At 47.1% G+C, this 21,313-nt stretch carries 28 protein-coding genes and 1 pseudogene; 11 read left to right on the plus strand and 18 right to left on the minus strand.

Annotation, left to right across the window (positions count from 1 at the left end; translation table 11 throughout):
* Positions 1 to 52: 52 nt before the first annotated feature.
* The 4 genes and pseudogenes from L985_RS07925 to L985_RS07940 form a co-directional block, all read right to left on the minus strand.
* Positions 53 to 715, minus strand: a complete 663-nt coding sequence (locus L985_RS07925) for a type 1 glutamine amidotransferase domain-containing protein (RefSeq protein WP_029341566.1) — start codon at positions 713 to 715, stop codon at positions 53 to 55.
* A 161-nt stretch (positions 716 to 876) separates the two neighbouring features.
* The gene (locus L985_RS07930) at positions 877 to 1,263 is read right to left on the minus strand and encodes a hypothetical protein (protein WP_047390495.1); all 387 of its coding nucleotides are present in this window, start codon (positions 1,261 to 1,263) and stop codon (positions 877 to 879) included.
* Positions 1,264 to 1,369: 106 nt separating this feature from the next.
* Positions 1,370 to 2,542: pseudogene (tnpB, locus tag L985_RS07935) on the minus strand (IS200/IS605 family element RNA-guided endonuclease TnpB).
* Positions 2,543 to 2,671: 129 nt separating this feature from the next.
* Complete coding sequence (locus L985_RS07940; RefSeq protein ID WP_047390493.1) at positions 2,672 to 3,532, minus strand: alpha/beta fold hydrolase; 861 nt, start codon at positions 3,530 to 3,532, stop codon at positions 2,672 to 2,674.
* 242 nt (positions 3,533 to 3,774) lie between these two features.
* On the opposite strand from L985_RS07940, the gene L985_RS07945 reads away from it, so the two are divergent.
* The gene (locus tag L985_RS07945; protein ID WP_047390491.1) at positions 3,775 to 4,458 is read left to right on the plus strand and encodes an ABC transporter permease; all 684 of its coding nucleotides are present in this window, start codon (positions 3,775 to 3,777) and stop codon (positions 4,456 to 4,458) included.
* Position 4,459: 1 nt separating this feature from the next.
* Positions 4,460 to 5,350, plus strand: a complete 891-nt coding sequence (locus L985_RS07950) for an ABC transporter ATP-binding protein (RefSeq protein ID WP_029341570.1) — start codon at positions 4,460 to 4,462, stop codon at positions 5,348 to 5,350.
* Here L985_RS07950 and L985_RS07955 read toward each other — a convergent pair.
* The 3 genes from L985_RS07955 to L985_RS07965 form a co-directional block, all read right to left on the minus strand.
* Positions 5,339 to 5,950, minus strand: a complete 612-nt coding sequence (locus L985_RS07955; RefSeq protein WP_034785982.1) for a YdeI/OmpD-associated family protein — start codon at positions 5,948 to 5,950, stop codon at positions 5,339 to 5,341. The genes L985_RS07950 and L985_RS07955 overlap by 12 nt on opposite strands.
* Positions 5,951 to 6,013: 63 nt before the next feature.
* A complete protein-coding gene (locus L985_RS07960) occupies positions 6,014 to 7,099 on the minus strand; it encodes a GGDEF domain-containing protein (RefSeq protein ID WP_052169369.1) in 1,086 nt (361 codons plus the stop codon).
* A gap of 125 nt (positions 7,100 to 7,224) precedes the next feature.
* On the minus strand, positions 7,225 to 7,608 hold the full coding sequence (locus tag L985_RS07965; protein ID WP_029341573.1) for a hypothetical protein: 384 nt from the start codon (positions 7,606 to 7,608) through the stop codon (positions 7,225 to 7,227).
* A gap of 141 nt (positions 7,609 to 7,749) precedes the next feature.
* On the opposite strand from L985_RS07965, the gene L985_RS07970 reads away from it, so the two are divergent.
* From L985_RS07970 to L985_RS07985, 4 genes are all read left to right on the plus strand, one after another.
* Positions 7,750 to 8,754: an ABC transporter ATP-binding protein gene (locus L985_RS07970; protein ID WP_029341574.1), complete on the plus strand. Its 1,005-nt coding sequence runs from the start codon at positions 7,750 to 7,752 to the stop codon at positions 8,752 to 8,754.
* Positions 8,751 to 9,545: an ABC transporter permease gene (locus L985_RS07975; protein ID WP_201247406.1), complete on the plus strand. Its 795-nt coding sequence runs from the start codon at positions 8,751 to 8,753 to the stop codon at positions 9,543 to 9,545. Before L985_RS07970 ends, L985_RS07975 begins: the two co-directional genes overlap by 4 nt.
* Positions 9,542 to 10,333, plus strand: a complete 792-nt coding sequence (locus L985_RS07980) for an ABC transporter permease (RefSeq protein ID WP_047390486.1) — start codon at positions 9,542 to 9,544, stop codon at positions 10,331 to 10,333. Before L985_RS07975 ends, L985_RS07980 begins: the two co-directional genes overlap by 4 nt.
* A gap of 149 nt (positions 10,334 to 10,482) precedes the next feature.
* A complete protein-coding gene (locus tag L985_RS07985) occupies positions 10,483 to 11,472 on the plus strand; it encodes a DUF2268 domain-containing putative Zn-dependent protease (protein WP_047390483.1) in 990 nt (329 codons plus the stop codon).
* A gap of 40 nt (positions 11,473 to 11,512) precedes the next feature.
* On the opposite strand, the gene L985_RS07990 is transcribed toward L985_RS07985, so the two are convergent.
* The 6 genes from L985_RS07990 to L985_RS08015 form a co-directional block, all read right to left on the minus strand.
* The gene (locus tag L985_RS07990; RefSeq protein ID WP_029341578.1) at positions 11,513 to 12,991 is read right to left on the minus strand and encodes a PH domain-containing protein; all 1,479 of its coding nucleotides are present in this window, start codon (positions 12,989 to 12,991) and stop codon (positions 11,513 to 11,515) included.
* A complete protein-coding gene (locus L985_RS07995; protein WP_071908782.1) occupies positions 12,960 to 13,490 on the minus strand; it encodes a PH domain-containing protein in 531 nt (176 codons plus the stop codon). The genes L985_RS07990 and L985_RS07995 overlap by 32 nt, the downstream gene beginning before the upstream one ends.
* Positions 13,491 to 13,723: 233 nt before the next feature.
* Positions 13,724 to 14,485, minus strand: a complete 762-nt coding sequence (locus L985_RS08000) for a hypothetical protein (RefSeq protein ID WP_029341580.1) — start codon at positions 14,483 to 14,485, stop codon at positions 13,724 to 13,726.
* Between the two features lie 82 nt (positions 14,486 to 14,567).
* Positions 14,568 to 14,990 (minus strand): MarR family winged helix-turn-helix transcriptional regulator, encoded by a 423-nt coding sequence (locus L985_RS08005; protein ID WP_023468160.1) that lies wholly within the window; start codon positions 14,988 to 14,990, stop codon positions 14,568 to 14,570.
* Positions 14,991 to 15,009: 19 nt separating this feature from the next.
* Entirely contained in the window at positions 15,010 to 15,429 is a 420-nt protein-coding gene (locus L985_RS08010; RefSeq protein ID WP_029341581.1) for a MarR family winged helix-turn-helix transcriptional regulator, read from the minus strand.
* Positions 15,430 to 15,582: 153 nt separating this feature from the next.
* Entirely contained in the window at positions 15,583 to 16,113 is a 531-nt protein-coding gene (locus L985_RS08015) for a hypothetical protein (RefSeq protein WP_051656257.1), read from the minus strand.
* 199 nt (positions 16,114 to 16,312) lie between these two features.
* On the opposite strand from L985_RS08015, the gene arr reads away from it, so the two are divergent.
* The 3 genes from arr to L985_RS16950 all read left to right on the plus strand — a co-directional run bounded on the left by arr (position 16,313) and on the right by L985_RS16950 (position 17,533).
* Positions 16,313 to 16,714 carry an NAD(+)--rifampin ADP-ribosyltransferase gene (arr, locus tag L985_RS08020; protein ID WP_047390475.1) on the plus strand — a complete coding sequence of 134 codons (402 nt, stop codon included), beginning with the start codon at positions 16,313 to 16,315 and terminating at the stop codon, positions 16,712 to 16,714.
* 20 nt (positions 16,715 to 16,734) lie between these two features.
* Positions 16,735 to 17,250 carry a hypothetical protein gene (locus L985_RS08025; protein WP_052169368.1) on the plus strand — a complete coding sequence of 172 codons (516 nt, stop codon included), beginning with the start codon at positions 16,735 to 16,737 and terminating at the stop codon, positions 17,248 to 17,250.
* 106 nt (positions 17,251 to 17,356) lie between these two features.
* Entirely contained in the window at positions 17,357 to 17,533 is a 177-nt protein-coding gene (locus L985_RS16950; RefSeq protein ID WP_156501836.1) for a hypothetical protein, read from the plus strand.
* 17 nt (positions 17,534 to 17,550) lie between these two features.
* Here L985_RS16950 and L985_RS08030 read toward each other — a convergent pair whose 3' ends face one another.
* Positions 17,551 to 17,982: an Rrf2 family transcriptional regulator gene (locus tag L985_RS08030; protein ID WP_047390472.1), complete on the minus strand. Its 432-nt coding sequence runs from the start codon at positions 17,980 to 17,982 to the stop codon at positions 17,551 to 17,553.
* A gap of 163 nt (positions 17,983 to 18,145) precedes the next feature.
* Between L985_RS08030 and L985_RS08035 the strand changes: the two genes are divergently transcribed.
* Together L985_RS08035 and L985_RS08040 are read left to right on the plus strand one after the other, a co-directional pair.
* Positions 18,146 to 18,781, plus strand: a complete 636-nt coding sequence (locus L985_RS08035) for an NAD(P)-dependent oxidoreductase (protein ID WP_047390468.1) — start codon at positions 18,146 to 18,148, stop codon at positions 18,779 to 18,781.
* Between the two features lie 128 nt (positions 18,782 to 18,909).
* Positions 18,910 to 19,092 carry a hypothetical protein gene (locus L985_RS08040; RefSeq protein WP_029341587.1) on the plus strand — a complete coding sequence of 61 codons (183 nt, stop codon included), beginning with the start codon at positions 18,910 to 18,912 and terminating at the stop codon, positions 19,090 to 19,092.
* Positions 19,093 to 19,150: 58 nt separating this feature from the next.
* Here L985_RS08040 and L985_RS08045 read toward each other — a convergent pair whose 3' ends face one another.
* The 4 genes from L985_RS08045 to L985_RS08060 form a co-directional block, all read right to left on the minus strand.
* Positions 19,151 to 19,432, minus strand: a complete 282-nt coding sequence (locus tag L985_RS08045; protein WP_029341588.1) for a hypothetical protein — start codon at positions 19,430 to 19,432, stop codon at positions 19,151 to 19,153.
* Between the two features lie 89 nt (positions 19,433 to 19,521).
* A complete protein-coding gene (locus L985_RS08050) occupies positions 19,522 to 19,890 on the minus strand; it encodes a hypothetical protein (protein WP_148662022.1) in 369 nt (122 codons plus the stop codon).
* Complete coding sequence (locus tag L985_RS08055) at positions 19,883 to 20,686, minus strand: hypothetical protein (RefSeq protein ID WP_047390464.1); 804 nt, start codon at positions 20,684 to 20,686, stop codon at positions 19,883 to 19,885. Before L985_RS08055 ends, L985_RS08050 begins: the two co-directional genes overlap by 8 nt.
* A 25-nt stretch (positions 20,687 to 20,711) precedes the next feature.
* Positions 20,712 to 21,254, minus strand: coding sequence for a GNAT family N-acetyltransferase (locus L985_RS08060; RefSeq protein WP_029341591.1), 543 nt, complete (start codon positions 21,252 to 21,254; stop codon positions 20,712 to 20,714).
* Between the last annotated feature and the right edge of the window lie 59 nt (positions 21,255 to 21,313).

The following is a 21,313-nucleotide window of genomic DNA, read 5'->3' on the forward strand; positions in this document are numbered from 1 at the left end:
GAATAACCTCCTATGAAAAGAGACCCTTCATCCAAAGGATCTCTTGTTTCGATTAGTTGAGTGTATTAATGACAGCTTTCGCGACTGCGATCGTTGATTGTGGATTTTGACCCGTGACGAGGTTTCCGTCGACTTGGACGTTTTCCGTAAAGTTGTCAGCCGTGATGATGTTCGCACCGAGTTCACGAAGACGTGTCTCAAGCAAGAATGGCATGTAGACGTCAAGACCTGTCGCGCGTTCTTCTTCATCCGTGAACGTTGCGATCGTTTTTCCAGCGACGAGTGGTGTTCCGTCTGAAAGTGTCGCACTAACGAGTCCAGCTGGTCCGTGGCAGACTGCAGCGACTGTTTTATTCGCTTCAAACAATGTCCGAAGGGCGTTGTTCAAGGCATCGCTTTGTGGTAAGTCGAACATCGTTCCGTGTCCGCCTGGCATGAAGATTGCATCGAATGCTGAGAAGTCCTGGATTGATTTCAAATCAAGTGTCTCTTTAAAGAGTGGAGCTGTCGCTTGGATCTCAGCTGGGACTTCGTCTGCAAGGCTCCGTGCGTCGATTGGTGATTCGCCGCCATTCGGACTTGCGACTGTGACTGTATATCCTGCGTTCTTGAACTCAATGTATGCTTCTGCGAACTCAGACAACCAAAGTCCAGTTGCGTGACCTTCCTTCATTTCCTTTGCGTTCGTGACAACCATTAAGATGTGTTTACTCATGATATGTTCCTCCTTTTTCGTTTGCCGATTGGCTACGTGATTAGAATACGCCCGCATGAATCAAAAAAAATAATAAAAATGAGCTTATTGATAAATAAATTTATAGAAGAAAATTAAAACTACTTCCGACTATCGCGTCGAAAGTAGCCTAAAAAAGTGGATTAACGAACGTCAGAAGAATAGTTAGATAAAATCGAGTAACTTCGTATTGTCACGATGACACTCGCAAGACTAGCGACCGTTCCGAGGACGGCGACGATAATTGTCGAAGAACCATTCGGAATCAAGAAGCCGACCGGAATTAATCCGACGAAGCTAAAGACGATTAGTGATTGATAAATGACATTGACAATCTTCAGTACAGGGTTTTCGAAAAACGATAGGATGAGTGGTGGTAGGAATAAGAAGACAATTAGACCAATCGCCATGTAGACCGATAACGGCTCCTCTAACGAGATGGTATTGCCTGTTGAATGGCGTGCTGCGACGAGCACGGCGACGATCGCGACGCATAAGGTTACACAAACGAACGTTACTCGTTTTAGCATAGGAACCCCTCCTTTTTACTCTAATTCCATATTGAACTACCTCCACCTACGCTTTGCTTAGAGGTGGAGGATTCCTGAGTTATTCGACCTAACGGTCGAAACGTTATCAGGCTAACCCCGTCGTTCCGACGGTTGAAGAGACCAAGATTCGTTCGGCTTCTTGTTTGAGGTTCAGTCCTGCGTTCACATCGCGGTCGTGATGGACCCCGCAACTCGGGCATGTCCATTCACGTAGAGCAAGATGTTTCACGTCTTTGTGTTGATGGCCGCAACTCGAACAGAGCTGGCTCGAGGCAAAGGTCTTCCCGACCTTCACGACGGTCTTGCCGTACCAGGCGGCCTTATACTCGAGCATGCGGAAGAACTCCGACCAGCTGACCTCGGAGATGGACTTGCTCAACCTGCGGTTCTTCTGCATGTTCTTTACCTGCAAGGTCTCGATCCCGATGACGTCGTGGTTTTTGACGATCTCGGTCGATACCTTGTGAAGGAAGTCGGTCCGCTTGTTGGCGATCTTTTCGTGGATGTGGGCGACCTTCCGCTTCTGCTTCTGGTAGTTCTTCGCCTCGGAGAGTTTGATCTTCTTGTTCAGGGCGATGAGCTGACGTCGGGACAGCTTCCGCTGTTCTCGCGCTAGCTTCTTCTCTAGCATGCGGAAGTAGCGGTCGTTTTTGTACACCGTGCCGTCCGACAGGATGGCAAAGTGCTTCAGCCCGACGTCGACACCGATGGATGAGCCGGTCTTGGGCAGTTCGTTGACCTCCTGCTCGACGAGCAGGGAGACGAAGTATTTGCCAGAAGCCTTTCGTCGGATCGTGGCGTTCAAGATGCGACCCTCGACCTGTTTCGACTTGGCGAAACGAACCCACTTCAGCTTCGGGAGTTTGAGGTTATTCTCGACAATCGAGACTTCAGGTAGTTGGGACTTCCCCTGGATGTTTGTCTTATAGGATTGGACAGGGTTACGCTTCGATTTGAAGCGAGGTCGTTCGTTCTGCTTTTTGAAAAAGCGGTCGTAGGCATCGGCTAGATGCTTGACACTGGTCTGCATAGACGTACTATCAACTTCTTTTAACCAGTCGAACTCCTGCTTCAACAAAGGGATTTCTTTCGAACAAGAGCCGTAGGATAGTCCTTTTCCTGTCGCCTTATAGGTTTCATCCCACTTCGCCAAGAAGTGGTTGAAGATGAATCGTGAACAACCAATCGTCTTGGCGATCAGGATTTCCTACTCTTTTGTCGGATATATTCTGAATTTGTAAGCCTTATGTTTTAACATGATTTTTCACCTCCTTGAAGGGAGCATACCCTAAAGGATAGTTGGCGATTCATCTCCCACTTTCACTAGGGTTTCGCCCTCAACGTTTAGAAGTGGGAGTATTCTCGCCTAATTTTGATAAATCATTTTTCAAATGAAAGACAATCTTTTTCCGGACGTCCAGTAGTGACGAATCGCTTCGATGATGACGTCTGGACGATCCCAGTGTAATAGATGTCCTGTCTCCGGGACGAAATGGACCGTCGCTTGCGTCATCTCATGTAATAGGTTCGTTGCCTGCTGACGGATCGATGCTTGATCTGTCGGTAACGTTGCGACGTACAACTGAATGTTCGCTGGTGGAACGTCCGGGAGGAAATCAAGAACATCCTCGTGGTGAAGCGCGCGTACGATCGCAGCAGCCGTCTCTCCTCGCGCATGCCAGTGGAATCGTCCTTCCTCCATCCGAAGGAGATCGGCTCCGGCTAGATCAAGGGAGGGGGAGCGACGGGCGTTTGGGGCATAAACGGCAATATCCAAAAATTCTTTCCATGTCGAAACGGAATCCTCGAAATCTTGTTCATAAAAGGCGACTTCTTCCTCTACGGAACGACCGTAAAGCCGTTTGCTGTGATAGCCGCCGTCAATCAGAATCGTGCCGAGCACACGGTCCGCATGTTCAATCAAATAATAGAGCGAGAGAACACTTCCCCACGAGTGCGACAAGGCATAGAACCGCTTGACATCAAGGATGTGTAAGACTTCGTCGATCCAGTCCGTAAAGGGTTTCATGCGATAGTGTAGGGGATCTAAGAAAGCTGGTGTTTTGCCGTGACCGGGTAAATCAATCGCAATCAGACGGAATTCGTCCGCGAGCGCTTCGGCGATTTCGATGAAGCTGAGACTCGTACTGCCGAGTCCATGAAAGCAGACAATCGTCGGAAGCTGTTTGGTTCCCCATTCCGTAATGTGGACGGATTGTTGCTGACAGGTGATCGTATAACGTTTCATTTGCCGTCTCCTTTTTTCTTTTACTGTACCATGAGGAGAATGTTGGGAATTGAAAAATAAGGAAACTTTCTTCAAAGAGTAGCGTAGAGTAAGATAACACGTCATTTACATAGAGGAGAATTCACATGGAAACCATCATCACGATGCTCTTAACAGCCGTTACCTTATATGGACTCGGTGTCCTTGTCACGAAAGTAAAAGAACGCTTGCGTTAATCAAAAATATGTCCAAAGGAGTCCGTCATGTTTCCAATCTTAAAACAAGAATTCACGAGCAGCTTCAAAAGCATCAAAGCGATTCTATTGATTCTTTTTCTGACGATCACGTCCGTCTTCACAGCATCGTATTTGACGAGGCATCCGGAACTGCTTGCTGGCGTTAATCAACCGTCTGCCTATACTTCAAGCATTAAGTTCTTCATCCTGTTCTTCGGTTTTCTGTTCGTGGCTGCGTTATCACACGACATCATCAATCGTGAAATCGAGACGCGGACGATTCGTTTACTGGTCACGAAGACGTCGCGTCTGCGAATCGTTTTGGAGAAGTTTCTCGGATCATTGTTGTTCTGGTGCGCGACGCTTACGATCAATTTCCTGATTGTCTCACTCTACGCACAGCAATGGTTCTGGATGGATTATCTGACGGTTCTGATTGTCATCATCTACATCACCAGTTTCAACATCTTTTTGTCTACGATGATTGCGAAGCCTGGTTTGGCGATGTTCCTCGGTATTTTTCTCGGGATTGTCGTACCGATCATCGGTCTCTGGTCAGCGTTCTCAGAAAAATGGTATCTGCTACCGTTTCAATACATCTTGCCGTATCATGCCGTCATTATGTCTGGAACGTTGTTAGTGTTACCTGTTTTGTGGAGTGGGGTGTTCTTGACGATTGCTTACTTAAAGCTAAAACGAAAGGATTTGTAATATGTATGCGATTGAAGTAAGAGGGTTGAAGAAATCGTTCGGTGCGAAAGAAGTCTTACGAGAGGTGGATTTGACGGTCGAGCCTGGAGAAATCTTTGGGTTTTTAGGTCGTAATGGTGCCGGAAAATCAACATTCATTCAAATCATGACCGGGATTACGCAAGCAACAGGCGGAACCGTCTCGCTCCTCGGTGAACCCGTTGATCGACTGGATGCCGTCAAACAACGAATCGGGGTCATGCCGGATACATCGAATCTGTATCATGATATGACGGCACGTGCGTTCCTCGAATACATGGCAGGATTATCAGGAGTTCGCATCAGTAAGCAAGAAGTTGGAAGTTTGCTCGAACAGGTCGGATTAAGCGGGACGGAGCGACAAAAGATCGGGAGCTTCTCGTTTGGGATGAAGAAAAAGATCAGTATCGCGCAAGCGCTCACTGGAAATCCGGAATTACTCTTTTTAGATGAACCGACGTCCGGTCTTGATCCAGAGTCGGCGATCGAGATCCAGCGATTGTTGCTTGCATTAAAAGCGGAGGGGAAAACGATTTTCTTGACCTCACATAACTTGAATGAGATCGAAAAGATGTGTGACCGTGTCGCCATCATGGCGGAGCGGCGAATCGTCCGCTGCGGAACCGTTGCGTCCTTACAAGAAGCAATGAGGCAGGAGATTCAAATCCGTATTCGGACTGTTCCGCGAGTAGAGCCATCGCATCTGCCAGCATACGCTCGACTTTTGTCACAAACCGATGAGTATACACAGCTAACTCTAACGACGGAAGAAGATATTCCAGAGTTACTCGTCATGCTTGCAAAACAAGACGTCAAAGTCTACGAGGTACAGATCGAACGCCAATCGTTAGAAGAGATCTTCTTAGCGGTCTGACCGATCAGCTATTGATTCCGTCTCCGGAACATCTTCGAGTAAAAGACGACCACCATCATTCCACTGACCGTACATCTGATTCAGTTTCGTTTTTTCAATCAACGTTTGCAGACGTTTTTCGTAGAGAACAGGATCCTTGCGGACACTTTGAATCGTATCAATTCGGATGCGTCGATAGAGTTCCGGGAAGTCATTAAACTGTTCATAGACGATCGGGTCTTCTTGAAGACGCGCTTGGATCGTGTCATCGATGACGAACGCATCAGGACGCATGTCTGGTAGAACCTGTCGTCCGGACGATTGCATCAAGCCGAGGCGCTCTAAGCGACGGACCCGTTCCTTGTTCAGTTCGGTCCAGTTACTGTTTTTTCGACGCGGGGTGAATCGTTGCGCCAGTTCACCGTCATCGGTCTTCTTTGCAATTCCATCAATCCAGCCGAAGCAAAGTGCCTCTTCGACGGCATCGAGATAAAGTAACCCATCTCCGCCTTGTTTTCGACTGAGAATCACCCAACAGAAGGTCGCGTGATCTGCGTGGTTCGTCAGCCACTGTCGAAAGCCATCGCGATCGGTAAAGCGTAAGACATTCGTGATTTCCACGTTCGTTCCTCCATTTCAGATAGCAGTGCCCCCTCCACGTCACGCGAGGGGGCACTTTTTTCTTTAACGTAACGGGTCATGATGAAAGACACAATTCCGACCACTCTTCTTCGCTTGATAGAGGGCAGCGTCTGCCTGCTGGATCGTCTGCAGAAAATTATGGGTCTCAGACGGTTGATGAGTTTGGCGGGACACCCCAATCGATAACGTCACTTGCAGCGGTTCCGTCGCTGATAACTCATACGACCGCTTAGCACTGGCTTCACAGATTTGTTCCGCGAGTCGACGCGTCTTCGGCAACGAATGCTCCGGCAACAGCATCATGAACTCTTCACCGCCGAATCGTCCGAGCACACAAGTTGGGGGACAATACGATGCAAGCAAAGAGCTGATTTGTCGTAAGATATGATCACCGCGGTCATGACCGTAAGTATCATTGACCTGTTTGAAATGATCGACATCGATGATCATGATTGAAAAGTCTGTCTGTTGGGATTTGTATCGTTGGACGGTCTCTTCTAGGCGACGTCGATTATCGAGACCTGTCAACGTATCCGTCAAGGCGAGACGCCGATGCATCCGGACTTGAGTGAAGTGCCAGCGGACTTGATGCAAGATGCTGTGCAAGAGGAGACCGGCGCAACCATTCCCGATGAGAAAGACAGTCATTGCTGTCATATCATTCGGTTGAACATGTTGAACGTATGGTAAACAGAGAATGAGTGCAATCGTGAAGATGATTGGAAACGAGATGAATCGATCCGGTGCTTCATTTTGTAAGTACAAGACAACGATGCTGACGATCAGATACGTACCGATCAGCCAATAGGCATGAGCGGAATCAAAAACGAACGTTTGAAGGAAAGCGAAGACGAGGGTCGTGATGAAGCCGCTACTAATACCTCCATAAATGAAGGCGATGACAATCAAGGTAATCGATAAGTCGAATTGAAATCCCTCATAGGTGATGGCATTATGGATGATCCAGTAGTCGGCACCTGTCGCAAGAATCAGTACTAACAGATTTTTCTTCAACCAGCTGTCGAACGTGTTTCGAAACTGAAATCGTTTAAAAAAGAACAGAGAGATGAGCACGAAGAAAAAGGTCAGAGCGACGTTGAGGATAAGATGATTCAATGTATTCCACATGTTCGTGTTCCTCTCGAAATGATTCATTTTAAAAGCATTTATACAGTACTTGGTCCGATACCCTAACGATGTTGAGAAATATCAATATTTCCTTATCTTTTAAAAAAGAGAACTTCTCGTCTAGCTCAATAATATTCGGAGATTTTCTCGCGTGAAGACTCGATTAGATAATCAAGTGAGACGAAATTACGAATGAATGCATACGAGCCGATTTCCTCGATGGATACGCCTAATCTCTCTGCCTGTTGATTGCGGACGTCTTCTGATGATTGCAGAATCTCGAAGCCTGCCGCTTGCATCCGCTCCCCGTCAAATTCGAGCGTAACGACATCTCCATCCTGCCAATCACTCTTCAATTGATGAAAGTGATTTTGATACGCTACGCTTGGAGGATCGACTTCAAAGGCGATCCAGCCTGTTGGTGCATCGATTTGAAATGTCGGTGACAACCCACCGCGCGTCACGATTGATTTCATATGAAGCCGATGTGTCATATGGCGTAATAGCATGGTCAGACCACTCCTTTTTCATCTATTATTACGCGACTACGTCAGAATATCGAGAAAAATTTTCAAAAGAGATGGAAGAATCTTGGATTTTTTTGGTATACTACGTTTTCGGAAAGCGTTTGCACAAAAAGGGGAGAATACATGCAACCATATGCCGTCAAAGCAACAGGACTGACGAAACACTATCAAATCCTACAACGGGAACCGGGGCTACGCGGGGCGATCAAAGCACTCTTTCGCAGGACATACCGGACGAAAGAGGCAGTCAAAGCGATTGATTTGACGATCGCGCCAGGAGAACGCGTCGGCTATATCGGTTTCAACGGTGCGGGGAAATCAACGACGATCAAGATGCTCGCTGGAGTCTTACGTCCGGACGCGGGGAACGTCCGGGTATTCGGACTTGATCCACACGCCGACCGCGTCAAGAACGCGTCACAAATCGGAGCCGTCTTCGGTCAGCGGACACAACTGTTCTGGGACATTCCGGTCCAAGAATCGTTTGAGCTGTTGAAGGAAATCTATCAAGTACCGACGTCCGAGTTTGACGAAACGCTCGCGTGGTTTCGGGAGAAGCTCGATCTCGCACCGCTTCTAGACGTACCGGTCCGACAACTGTCGCTCGGACAAAAGATGCGCTGTGAACTAGCCGCAGCCTTCCTGCATCGACCAAAAGTCGTCTATCTCGACGAACCAACGATCGGGCTTGATATCGAGATCAAGGAGACGATCCGTCACTTCATCCGCGAGATGAGTGATCGCTGGGGAACGACCGTCATCTTGACGACGCACGATATGCAGGACATCGAGGAAGTTTGTGACCGTGTGATTGTCCTCGACGACGGCAAAATCATCTATGACGATACGATTGATCAATTGAAGGCATCCTTCAGTCACGAGCGGACACTTCGAATCACGCTCGAAGAACCGGTGCCGTTCGCTTTACCGACAGTGTTGATCAATCGTGTGATCATGTTTGAGACGGATGAACTAACGTATGAGCTCGCCTTCGACGACCGAGAACTGTCAAGCGGTCAAGTCATCAAGGAAATCGTTTCGCTGTACGCCGTTCGGGACGTCTCCGTGTCCGTACCGAAGATGGAGACGTTAATCCGCAAGCTCTACCAAGCGGGGATCAGTGCATGAGAATCCGTAAATATACCGCGTTGATGCGGTCCCAAATCAAGGTTGATCTCGCCTACACGGCCTGGTACTGGGCAAGCATGTTCAGCGTGACGATGCGTTTGTTCATCCTCTATTTCTTCTGGCAAGCCGTGTATGCCAATAAGACCGATGTCTCCGGTATCTCACTGTCGACGATGCTGACGTATGCGGTGCTTGCGACGATGATCGATCAGTTCCGAGGGGGTGCCGGACGTGATCTTGCCCGAATGATCAAACAAGGGGCGATTGCAATCGAGTTGCTCCGTCCGTATCACTTGCTCGATAAATTACTCGCTCAAGATATTGGCTCAAAAGTCTCGGTCTTGTTCCGCTCGATCCTGCCACTCGTTCTCGTCTCAATCCTGTTCATCGGCGTGGATCGACCACAGTCGTGGCTGGCTGGACTCGCCTTCGTAGGCAGCGTTCTTTGTGCCGTGTTGCTTGCGACGTTGATTGACCTGCTCGTCGGCATCTTCGCCTTCTACACCGTCAATATTTGGGGACTATCCGTCTTACAAGACGCCGTCATCACGATCATGTCCGGTGCGATCGTCCCGTTGACGCTGTTTCCGGACTGGTTTCAGACGATTAGTCTGTACTTACCGTTTGCTTCACTCGTCTACGTCCCGGTTGCAATCTATACGGGAGAGATCGGGGCAAGCGGTATCCTGCAAGCGTTACTGATTCAAATCGGTTGGTTGATTGGATTCTTTGTCATCTTGCGGATCACGTTCGCGCTCGCGATCCGGAAAGTGACGGTGTTCGGCGGATGAAACGATACATAAAACTCTACTGGTTGTATGTCAAAAGTCATTTTAAAGTGATGATGGAATACCGGATCGATTTCCTGATCGGTGTCTTGTCGGTCTTCGGTCAACAGTTCGCCTCACTCTTTTTCCTGTCGGTCGTCTTTCAGCATATCGAGACGTTAAACGGCTGGGACTTTTACGAGATCCTATTCATTTACGGGATCGCTTTTTTAGGACGAGCCTTACATCATATCTTCTTTGATAATCTTTGGACGATCGGCTGGCAGTACATCCGGACCGGGAATCTGGATCGGTTGTTGATGCGCCCAGTCAATCCGTTGTTTCAAATCATCGCTGAGCGGGTCCAGCAAGACGGGTTCGGTCAACTATTGATTGGCGGTGGCGTACTGTACATCGCCTCGGATCATCTCGATATGGTCTGGAGCTTCGGTGATGTCTTGATGTTGCTCGTGCTCGTCTTATCGAGCGGATTGCTCTATATCGCAATCAACCTGTTTTTTGCGACGTTCTCGTTCTGGATGGTCGACAGTTTACCGATCGTCTCAGCGGTCTTCAGTTTGAGTGACTTCGCCCGTTATCCGATGACGATTTACTCGAAGGTGTTGATGTTCGTCTTGACCTACATCATTCCGTTCGGATTTACCGCCTTTTATCCGGCGATGTATTTCTTTGACGGAAGAGGTTACGGCGCGATGGCAGTCGCGACACCACTTGTCGCGATCATCGCCTGTTTGATTGCTTATCGGTTCTGGTTATTAGGACTAAAGGCATTTGCGAGTACGGGATCATGAAAGAAGGAGAACCTTGAAGTGTTGCGACGCTTCAAGGTTCTTTTTGTTTATAGTCAATCTGGAGGTGGACTTTTTATCTAAAATATGAAACTTTTGTTATTAAATGACAGTATAAAATATTGAGACATAAATCTGAGGGAGGGGTTACATTGAAAAAGGGATGGCTCGTATTACTCTGTTTGATGTTGGTTACCTTATCGGGTTGTACCGTTTGGGAAAGGACAGAAAACTTCTTTTCACCGAACGACGAAACGATTAAAAACAAGACGATCAAGATTGGTCAAGAGGATCAGGTCAAGATCGTTCCGCTCTATACGCAATACAATCAGTACTTAGAAGAAGCGATGCAGACAGGAAACTCAGACGACAACACGAACAGTTACCTAAAACATGTCTTAGGTTACATCGATGAAATTGGTGAGCAACAAGATCTCGATCTAACATATATGAAAAGTTACTTTATGCTACAAGCAACTGAGTATAAAGAACAATTGGTGAGTCGGACGAAAGAGCTGATGAAACAAGATACAGAGATCAAAAAAATCATTGAAAAAAGTTACACTGCTTCATATCGGGCATTACCAAAACAAACGAATACGATATTCATCGTGCCTGTTAACTCGGAATTCATGGAGCGTATGGATGTCATGGGAGGGGTCGCAGGATTGGCAACTAGAGATTGCTTCATGCTATTCCTTACCGCTGACTACGATAAGAAAATGTTGGAATATGCAGTAGCCCATGAATATCACCACACTGCTTTATATGATCGGATGAAGCTAGATACTTCCTTAGGAGAGGAAGCTAGTCCACTGATCCATTCACTCCTCCTTGAAGGGAAAGCGGATCAGTTCGCGAAACGCGTCGTTAAAGGTGTGACACCAGCTTGGGTCGAGCCATTAGAAGAAGAGACGAAACAGCGTGTTCTACGTTTAATGAAAAATGGTGAGTTAACGCAAGATGATATCATGGACGGCAATAAGGAACAGGATGTACCTATGTGGAGTATGTACCGATTAGGTAAAGATATCATGGACGCATATCTTGAAAAACATCCTTCAGAATCGATAGCAGATTGGACGACTAAAGACGCGGAAACGATTTTAAAGGATTACAAGTATAAAAATGATCTACTTTGATTCAAAAAATAGACCCGTCAGCATCAAGAAGCTGATTGGTCTATTTTTGTACTTCAGGATTATGTCCTTCGATATACCATCTTTGACACTGCTTCGCCCAATCAATCGGAACATCCATAATCCGTACTTCCTTTGCTGGTGTCGCATGTAAGGTGACGGTGACGCTAGCAAGACCAAGACGTTGTTGCACGTAAGACTCGGACAGTTCGAGTCGTTCGATGCCATCACGGCGCATCCAGTACGTAAGAGGTGCGAGTCCCCCTTGATGGAAGTGTAGCACTGTCGGACTCGTCGTATATGTACTGAAGCGGCGACTCAAGATTTGTGACGTGATGACAGTAAAGCAGATTAACACGGCAAGAAGACGTAAGTTCGGAAACATGAACCATAGGCAAATCGGAACGCCAGCCCATAACAAGACGGTCCGACATAATTTGACGACGACCGCCTGTTTCGGAATCGGAAGCGTCCGAGGTGCCACTTGAAAATCAGGTAATATTTTCGGAATCAAGTCGAGCGCTTTTGAACGCCGGATGAACGGGAACAAAACAGCGGACGTGTTTTTGTCTTGTTGCTCGGGATCAATCGAACTGATCATCTTGACTTGACTGATTCCGAGTAACTGATGGATGAAGCGACTCCGCATCGTCAAAGCTTGAATCCGGTCTTTTGGAATCGAAAAGCGCGTGACGCTCTCCCAGCCTTTTTCAATCTGGATCGATCGTTGATTTGTATCAATGCGAAAGCCCGCATATAGGCGATAATTCCGAAAGACACCATAACTGAGAGCAAGGATGATCAAGAGTCCGATCATCGCAACACGCATGACGTTAGATTGGGTACTGAAGGTAACGAGCGAAGAGACGATATCATCGAGCTCAAGAAAACGACTCAATTCTTGATAAACAGAGTACAGAAGGAAGAAAAAGAATAGCGGACTGAGTGACGTCAGCGAAGCCAGCGCAATCTCCTTGAATTGAATCGCGTATTGCTCTGGATTTGGCGCTAGCATGGTCGTTGCGACTTCTGGTAGTGCCTGAGGATCATGCTGTCGTGTAACGATCGACTCGATCTGTTCCTTGATGTGCGTTGCTTCTTGTTTTGATAGCATCTCGAGACGAACGTCGGCATCGGAATCCGTTGAACCGGTCTCAATGACGAGTGATGTCAGACCCGTCACGCGATGAAACAACGATTCGTATTCCGTGATTCCTTGTATCCGTTCATAGGGAATCTGCTTTTTCTCCGTCACGAACGCCCCTTTTTCAATCAGTAGCTCTTGTTCCTTGAGTTGATATGTAAAGTGTTTCCACTGCAACACGAGACCGATTAGACGCACGAGAATGAAACTACCGAGCAACGTGTATCCATACCAAGAGAACAGTGGTATGGATAAGCGGCGGAACAAGAAGGAAATCAAAAAAGCAGCGAAGACGAATTCTTTCATAGCAATGCCAAAGCGATACGGAATCCAGGCAGGATGGAGCTTAAAGGAAGTCAGGGGCGGTTCCTGTCGCATCAGCTCGCTCCTTTCGTGACGTACGGTCCGATAGGGCAGTGATCCGTTGCGTGATTTCCGTTGCTTGCGCAAGCGGTAAAAACGGAATGTCATGGACGTAACCGATCGTACCGATTTTGACTGTCGCAAGACCGTACTGTTTACTGAGCGGTCCTTGCGATGTCTTAACGAAATAAATTTTCTCGATCGGAATGATTAGGTGCGTACGCATGAACGCGCCATGCTTTAATTGAATGCACTTGGCATCAATCTCATAACGCCATGTCTTTTGCCGATAGACAGGCAATACGGTGCACTCAATCAAAGCTGAAATGATCGTCACTGCCATCAACACGTAGAGGACGATCCCAATCCAACTGGACCACTGATAGTACGTATCGACGAACAGAAGACCAATCAATCCGATCAACACGGCAGTCGAAACCAACGCGTCGGTCAAGCGCCACACCTTGATCGCGTCTTTCGAGATGGTTTGAGTAGGTTCTTTTAATTCATACATCCAGATCGTTTCCTTTCTACACTTCTTTTAGAGATACATCTTTGATTCATTGTCATAGTGTAAAATAATGGTATCATGCATAGGGGAGCAAACCTATCACTAACAGGAATATTATTCCTTTCAAAACTGTAATGAAGTATTCTTTTGAAGTGGATTCTGATTCATCCTAAACGCAATACGTCCGGATCTCCTATGACTTAGGACATCCGGACGTATTTTTTAGAAGACATCATTTAAGCGAGTGAACGGATAGCGTTTGACATGGCAGGGGAGACAGGATGAATCTGTTCGATGTAATCGAGGATCACTAGTGCAGCCGTTTTATTATGCGAATAGCCTGGCATCATCTCTGAGAATTGGTTGACCATTTCTGGGAAACGTTGCTCAATCCGACGTTCCGGAGCAAACGGATCAACAGATGTCGCTTCCTCTTTTTCAAATGAGGACAGAACGTGTAACAATTGACCAACGGCAAATTGTTGAATCAAACGGAAGGCTGATAATGTTTCGCCACGTGCTTCGCGACAGAGCCCGACATATACGTTCGTCAGTGCTTCATGGATGGCGTAATCGACGGATGGATGTTCGCTCGAACTGTTACGTGGTTGTGGGACTAAGCGTTCAAACGCGTCGAAGGAAGGATCGCACCACACGATACGACCAGCGGAAAATGCAATTTCAGAAAGTTCATCTAGTTCGAAGATGGCGAATTCGGCATAGATACCGTCGTCAAACATGACTTTATGTCCATCCTGCGTATTTTGAAATTGAAAGTGTAAAGGGTATGTGTTTTCTAACCAGTCGAGTTGCTCGATGAATCGAGCCTTTTTACCGGGCTTTGCGATGACGAAAAAGTCTAAGTCCGAATAGTCATCGAGTCGTTCAAGTTCTTGACCGACAGAACCGAGTCCGAGCAGGACGAGCGCATCATCTGTTTGTGCAATCGTTTGCCCAATTGCGTCTAATCGTTCCAATAATACGTCTGTATGTGTCATCTCTGTTGCTCCCTCTTTATGGTGTTTATATGTAAGAATTGCGGACACCTCATTAGGGAAGCGTCCGCGAGTGTCAGGGCGATCAAAAATGATCGCTTTGCATCTTATGGAGCAATTGGTCGAACGTCTCGTGGTCCTTTGATGTAAAGGCACGGAAATAACGATCATCAATCTCTTCGATCTCGGGAGCTGACGTTTGAATCAGCGCTGCACCATCTTCCGTCAAGAGAATCCGTTTTTCCCGGTTGATTCGTTTTCGGATGACGAGGTGTTCCGCGAGCAACTTCTTGACCGTTTGCGAAATGGCACCGCTTGAGAGTTCGAGCGTGCGTTCAAGTGATTTTTGTGTCGCACTCTCTTGATGATACAGGGTCATCAATAAATCGAATTGGGATTTTGAAAGCCCTTTTGGTTTCAGTACATCGTTGACTTCTTTCGAATAACGAGAATGGATTCGCTGAATGGCGTTCCAGTGTTGCATTGAAGATTCGAATGTGAAGGTCATGATTTTTCCTCCTCTTCTGTCATGCAGGGTTGAGCTTATCGAAGAAACGGATTAATTCTTCCTGTTGTCGAGCCGTCAAAGCGGCGAATTGTTCTTGTTGAAAACGTTCGTAGGCGGGCAACACTTCTTGCAGAATAGCTGTTCCTTTTTCCGTCAATAGCAGATAGTTCGTCTTCCATTTGCGCTTGCGGGTGATGAGTTGCCGATCAAATAAACGTTTGATTCCGTGTGAAATCGTGCCATCGGTCACTTGGATCCGTTCCGCGATTTCCTTCTGGCTCGTGCATGAGGTCGTTTGTAGGCAACGCAATACTTCAAGATTCGTATGGGAGAGATCCCATTGTTTCAAGAAAGCATTGACGCGCTTGATTTGTTGATTATGATACGTCGAAATCGTATGCCAGCATGTCATGGGATATGTCTCGGTCATTGTTGTCATGGGGAACCTCTTAAATGTAGAATGTACTGCTGATGAATTACTTTTACCATACCATATTAAAAATATGTAGTGCTACTAGTTTGAACGCAAACCCATCACTTCCCATCATTGCCTAGGAACTGTACAAAAAAGACCTGAACGTGTCAGGTCGGTTCAGGAAGGAATCCCATTCGAAAGCGTGAGATAGGAATCCGTTAACTGGAATCCATATTTCGTAAAACATTGATCTGAGACGCGTCCTTGTAAGGTGATCGTCGCATAATCGCCACGAATCGCGTAATGAGTGTACTTTTTTTCAATATCATGAATCAATGACTCAAGTAACAGACCACGCTCGCCGAGTCCTTCCTCGCGAACGTTGATCTCAAGTAAACAGAATGTACCGTATTCGGTGAGGGACGTGCGCTCCGTTCGTTCATGAAGCACGGTTAAGAACGAACGTTTTGAGATGAGAGATCGACTATGGGGTGGTTCAAGAATCGTAACGTAATAACTGAGCGCTGGGGGGCGCATGTTGCGCGTGACTTCGACGACTTGCCGCTGATTGTTGTACGCGAGACCAACAAATTGTTCTTGTGGATGATGCGGCACGGTCAGTCCTTCTTGCTCACAAACGGTTTGCCACTCGGCTTCTGGAATCCAGACAGCCTCTTCGGTTTTCGCTAAAGCTTTAAAGAACTTCACGTTGAACGGATGACCTCCTATAGGGTATGTAAAATGACTATTCCCATCATGCCTGATGGCTAGACAAAAAACGAGTTACAATCTGACGACAAATGATCTTCCTTTGCTATAAGTATACCGTGAAATTTCATTTTGAAACAGACTACACCTGAATCAATCGACTGTCTATACTAAATGTATCCAGTCAGGAGGCGAGCGTATGAAACCAGTCGAAGGTCCGTTTTTCCATGGCACGAAAGCCACGTTGCGAATCGGTGACGAATTGAAACCAGGGCACGCGTCGAATTTTCGTGAACGACCGCTCCAGCACGTCTATTTCACAGCAACACTTGATGCAGCGAAGTGGGGCGCGGAGCTCGCACAATCTGACGCTCCGGAGCATATCTACCTCGTCGAGCCACTCGGAGCGTATGAGGATGATCCGAACTTGACGAACAAACGGTTCCCAGGCAATCCGACTCGGTCGTATCGGTCGACAGAACCCGTGAAGATCATTGCTGAACTCGGAACGTGGGAGCGGCATACAGATGAAGAGATTGAGACGATGAAAGCATCCTTGCAGCGTTTACGCGCAGAAGGGAAGGATACAATCATTGACTAAAAGAGCGGGGGGAGAAAAGCTTGCCTGTATACGATTTTAAATCGATCCAACCGACGAACGTGAACGTCATTGATCAATTATTAGTTAATCACTTGCATGCCATCCGCCTGAATCAAGACGACGAGCGTTTGATCACGATCCTCGAAGATCCATTCGTTCCACCTGTTGAAACGATCGTTGCAGTCTATTGTGTCTATCGAAAATCAATTCTTGATCTGTTGCAAGGTAGGATTGCCTCCATCGAATCGTATGACTTTCAGAATGCATCTGTGAAAGACAAACTCATGACAGCAGAAAGCATCGAAGGAGTGCTTGATATGGCGACATTCGTCGTCATTGCCTCAGAAGACAACACCTATATGTCTCACTATTTTATCGGTGGTGATTCAGAGAAACTCAATTCGATCTTAAATGTATGCTTCGGTCATCCGAATTTGATTGACGATCGATCGACGGAACGTTCCATCAAACGCTTCGAGCAGGATGTTTTGATCGTTGAAAAGATGGGGTTAATAAAATTGCTTCGAAATGAATAGAGAAACGAATTGAATGTAAGATAAGCACTACCACGGATTCTTTTTGACAAAATGTACTGCAAGGTGAATTTGGAATGGTACAATATGTAAAAAGGGGGTCGTTTATATGTCTCGTTTCAAACAAGAAAAGAAACAACCACTCGATCATCTCCGCGATGGTGTCGATCAAGGTCTTGGTAGTGCCGTACCACGTGGGCAAAACGACGGGATGCGTGGTCTGGAGATGCTCGCGGTGCTTGTCGTCCTCGGTGGAGGATATCTACTATATCAATGGTTTTTCTAAAGCAAGAAGCATCGCCCTTACGAGGACGATGCTTCTTTTTGTTCGATTTCACTGACGATATCATCTAATGTGACGTGAGCGAGTACCTTCTCAAGCGCGGATTGTGCGAGCTCGAAGATGGGTGTGACTGTCGATTGGATGTTTCGTCCGACTGGGCAGTCTGGGTTCGGTGCGGCATGGACGCCGAACAATTCCTTGTCCGGTACGACAGCAACGGCGTGATAGACGTCAAGTAGCGTGATCTTAGATAACGGACGGGCAAGTCGCGCACCGGCGACACCCGGGCGGACCGCGATCAAATCAGCTTTTTTCAGCATGCTCATGATTTTACGAATGACGACCGGATTCGTATTGACGCTGCCGGCAATCAAGTCGGATGTCATCTTCTCGTCGGTCGCGATCAACGAGAGAATATGAATGCCGACGGAAAAACGAGTACTGATGGTCAACGGATGACCCTCCTTCTTAAAAACATTGTTCTCTCATTATACGCTGTATCGTTCATTTGGCAAGAAACGGGGAATAGGAACAACAATGTTGACAAACAAAGTGATTGTAACTATATTGGTTACGTGTAATCAAAATAGTTACATATCAAAAGGAGGAATCATCATGAACATTGGAATCATCGGCGCAACTGGTAAAGCAGGGAAATTAATCGTACAAGAAGCAATCGAACGCGGACACGACGTCACGGCAATCGTCCGTAACGCCGCAAAAGTAACCGCAGACGTCACGATTCTCGAATGCGATGTGCTCGCGCTGACGAAAGATGATCTGAACGGGTTTGACGCAATCGTCAATGCGTTTAACGCTGCACCGGGTGAGGAAACAAAACATATAGAAGTCGGTCGTCATTTGATCAACGTATTAGCAGGAAGCAAGACGCGCCTGTTCGTCGTCGGTGGTGCGGGAAGCTTATTCGTCGATGCCGAGCATAAGGTACGTGTCATGGAAACGCCAGATTTCCCGGAAGCGTACTACCCGACAGCCTCGAACATGGGGAAAAACCTGATTGAACTGCAAGGACAGCAAGACGTGACATGGACGTATCTCAGCCCGGCGGGATTCTTTGATCCGAACGGTAAACGCACAGGAGCGTATACAGTCGGCGGCGAGCAGATGATTCTAAACGCAAAAGGGGAAAGCTACATCAGTTACGCGGATTATGCCATCGCTGTAGTCGATGAGCTAGAAAAGGGACAACACCTCAACGAGCGGTTCTCGGTCGTTGGCGAACAAGGATGATGGTATCAGACCGACTTAAGTAGTCGGTCTTTTTTGATGGGTGGAGGACGAGATACAGCGGAGGGCGGATGGCATAGTAGCTCGGTTTGCTTAAAATGAGGATAGAAACGACTAAAGGAGTATAAATCATGATGCGACGATGCTTTAGTATCATCAGTCTGTTAGCTGTTTTGATCGTCTGTACGACGTCTACGCAACCGTCCCGATTCGAACGTTCGGAACCGGTCGCGACGATCGAGGATCATTACGAGGGACAAATCAATTGGCCGAGTGAAAGCGATCCGTTGCTGGAGCTTCATGCCAAACCGTGATCTACATATCGCTGAGCAAAAGCCCGTCTCCTTGAAGAAGACGGGCTTTTTAGTGACGTTAGATGACGGTCATTGCGTTCAAGAAAACGAACAAGAACGTGATGCCGCTCGTCAAAATCAAAAAGGGGAGGACGATCAGTAATTCAAGGTGCGGACGAACGCCGTGGTAGAACAGAAAGAACAGTGTCAAACAGGCGGTCGTGATCGTCAATGCAAGTGAGGCAATCAATTGATGAAGAGGTTCGACGAACGGAACGAGAGACGATCCTGTGACCGTGTCGAAGGCTAAACCGAAGGACAAGAATATCAGTAAGTGCAGAAGTGATTTTTGACGAAACATGCGGCATGTCTCCTTTACTGAACGATAGATTCAGTATAATGCCTAGGCTGTCATTCTTACCTAACAAAAATGTAAGAAAGTGGCTGATTTCAAACAACCTTGTCTTCTTTATATAATAACGTCAAACGCGTCATCATAAAGTAGAGGAAAGCAGCGCTACTTGCAATTGCTTGAAAATAAAGCGGTTGAAACAGACCATTGAAGACGATTAATAAGATGCCACCAATTAATAAGGCAATGCCTTGATTCAAAAAGAGATGTGCTCTCCAGGAGAATGGACGCGTTCGGAAGCCGAAGTAACGGATTGCGTCAGTCAGGATGCCACCGATCGTGATGACAATCATAAACGACAGCAATGTCTCGAAGACACCTGAATAATAGCCGACGTCCGTACCTGGCATGAGTCGTGGTGACGATGGGAGGTGTTGATACAGCATCAAAAAAATCCAGTTACTCATCAGAAGTCGAAATGATAGACGGACCATAGTGCTCCTCCTTCCCCGTTTTCATGACGATGAAGAGACGGGTGATCATCACGTACAAAAAGGCAGCGACTACGTTTCCGATGAAAAATATTGCAGGAAGCGAAGTGAACAAGGTGAATGCGCCAGCAAACATGAAGACTGTACCTTGATGAACGAGAAGATGCGTCGTCCAGGGTAGCGAACGTTTCGTGAAACGGACAGCCAAAAGAGCGTCAGCAATCGCGATACTGCTGAAGTACAACAGCAGGACTGCGTCCAAGTGCTCATTGACCAACTGCACCGTGTAGGACATAAACGGTACCATCATCGTCATCGATCCAAATAAATGGAGAAATAGAAAAAAGCTGAAGACGGTCCGACCGAGCCACCCGAACAGATAGGGTAGGAATGACGGATACTTCCGTGCCGACTCGGAGACGATAAGATACATCAACGCTACACCAGAACAGAACAAGACAAAGTAGAACAAAAATTGATTGGATTGCAGAATCAGATAGAGGGCGACACTAGCAAATAGGGCGACGACTTGATTGAGGATGAATCGTTGTGCGAATGAAACAGTCGAACGGAATAACAGGAGCGGAAGCCATTCTGTCAAGAGTGCGCCAATCAGGATGACAGGACCGGCAAACAGTAGACCAATTAAGAAGAAGTCGGTGAAGGACGTGCCGTATATTGCTAGATCACCCATCTCAAGCCCAGCAATGAGTGCGTACAAGAAAGCGAACAATATCGTAGAAATAAAACTGTTCTTTACGATAGACAACATCAGATAAGTCCTTTCTGGCTGACGTTTAAAATAGTTTGTACCAGTATAACGTCAAATCGATATGAGGATTGGCAGATTGTTTTAGACTATCGACACCACCGAGCACGAAGCCCTCTCGGACGTAGAAGCGGCAAGCCATTAGATTGTCGTTCTGTGCTTCGAGCGACAGACCAAGCAGCTCGCGTTGTTGTGCCCACTTCGTCGCAGCGGTGAGCAGTTGGTGTCCGACGCCATGTTTACGAAATGCTTGTTTGACAGCGATATTCTCGATGTAGGCAAAACGGTTCCAGTCACGCACGAGGCGAATCTGTCCGATACAAGAAGTGCCGGAGAAGGCGAGGAGGACGATTCGGTCCTCGTTATCAATGTAGGTCGTCCAATCGAGTCGGTCGTCCGGGAAATGGGTTTGAGTAGCTGTTTCATATAGTTCTTCCGTGTAGGTCCATGCGGCATCCGAAAACTGCGGAACGATGCGTCCGATGATTGGGAAGGGATCGTTGGCATCATTGACGAGTGGAATATGCTCGGGCGAGAGCGGTCGAATCGTCAGTTGTTCAGTCTCTTTCATCGTCCTTCTCCTTCTTTCTATAGAGATTTACTTCAGTCTCTTTATCATCTCCTAAAAAC

It is taken from the genome of Exiguobacterium sp. ZWU0009 (assembly GCF_000798935.2).
Lineage (GTDB): Bacteria > Bacillota > Bacilli > Exiguobacteriales > Exiguobacteriaceae > Exiguobacterium_A > Exiguobacterium_A acetylicum.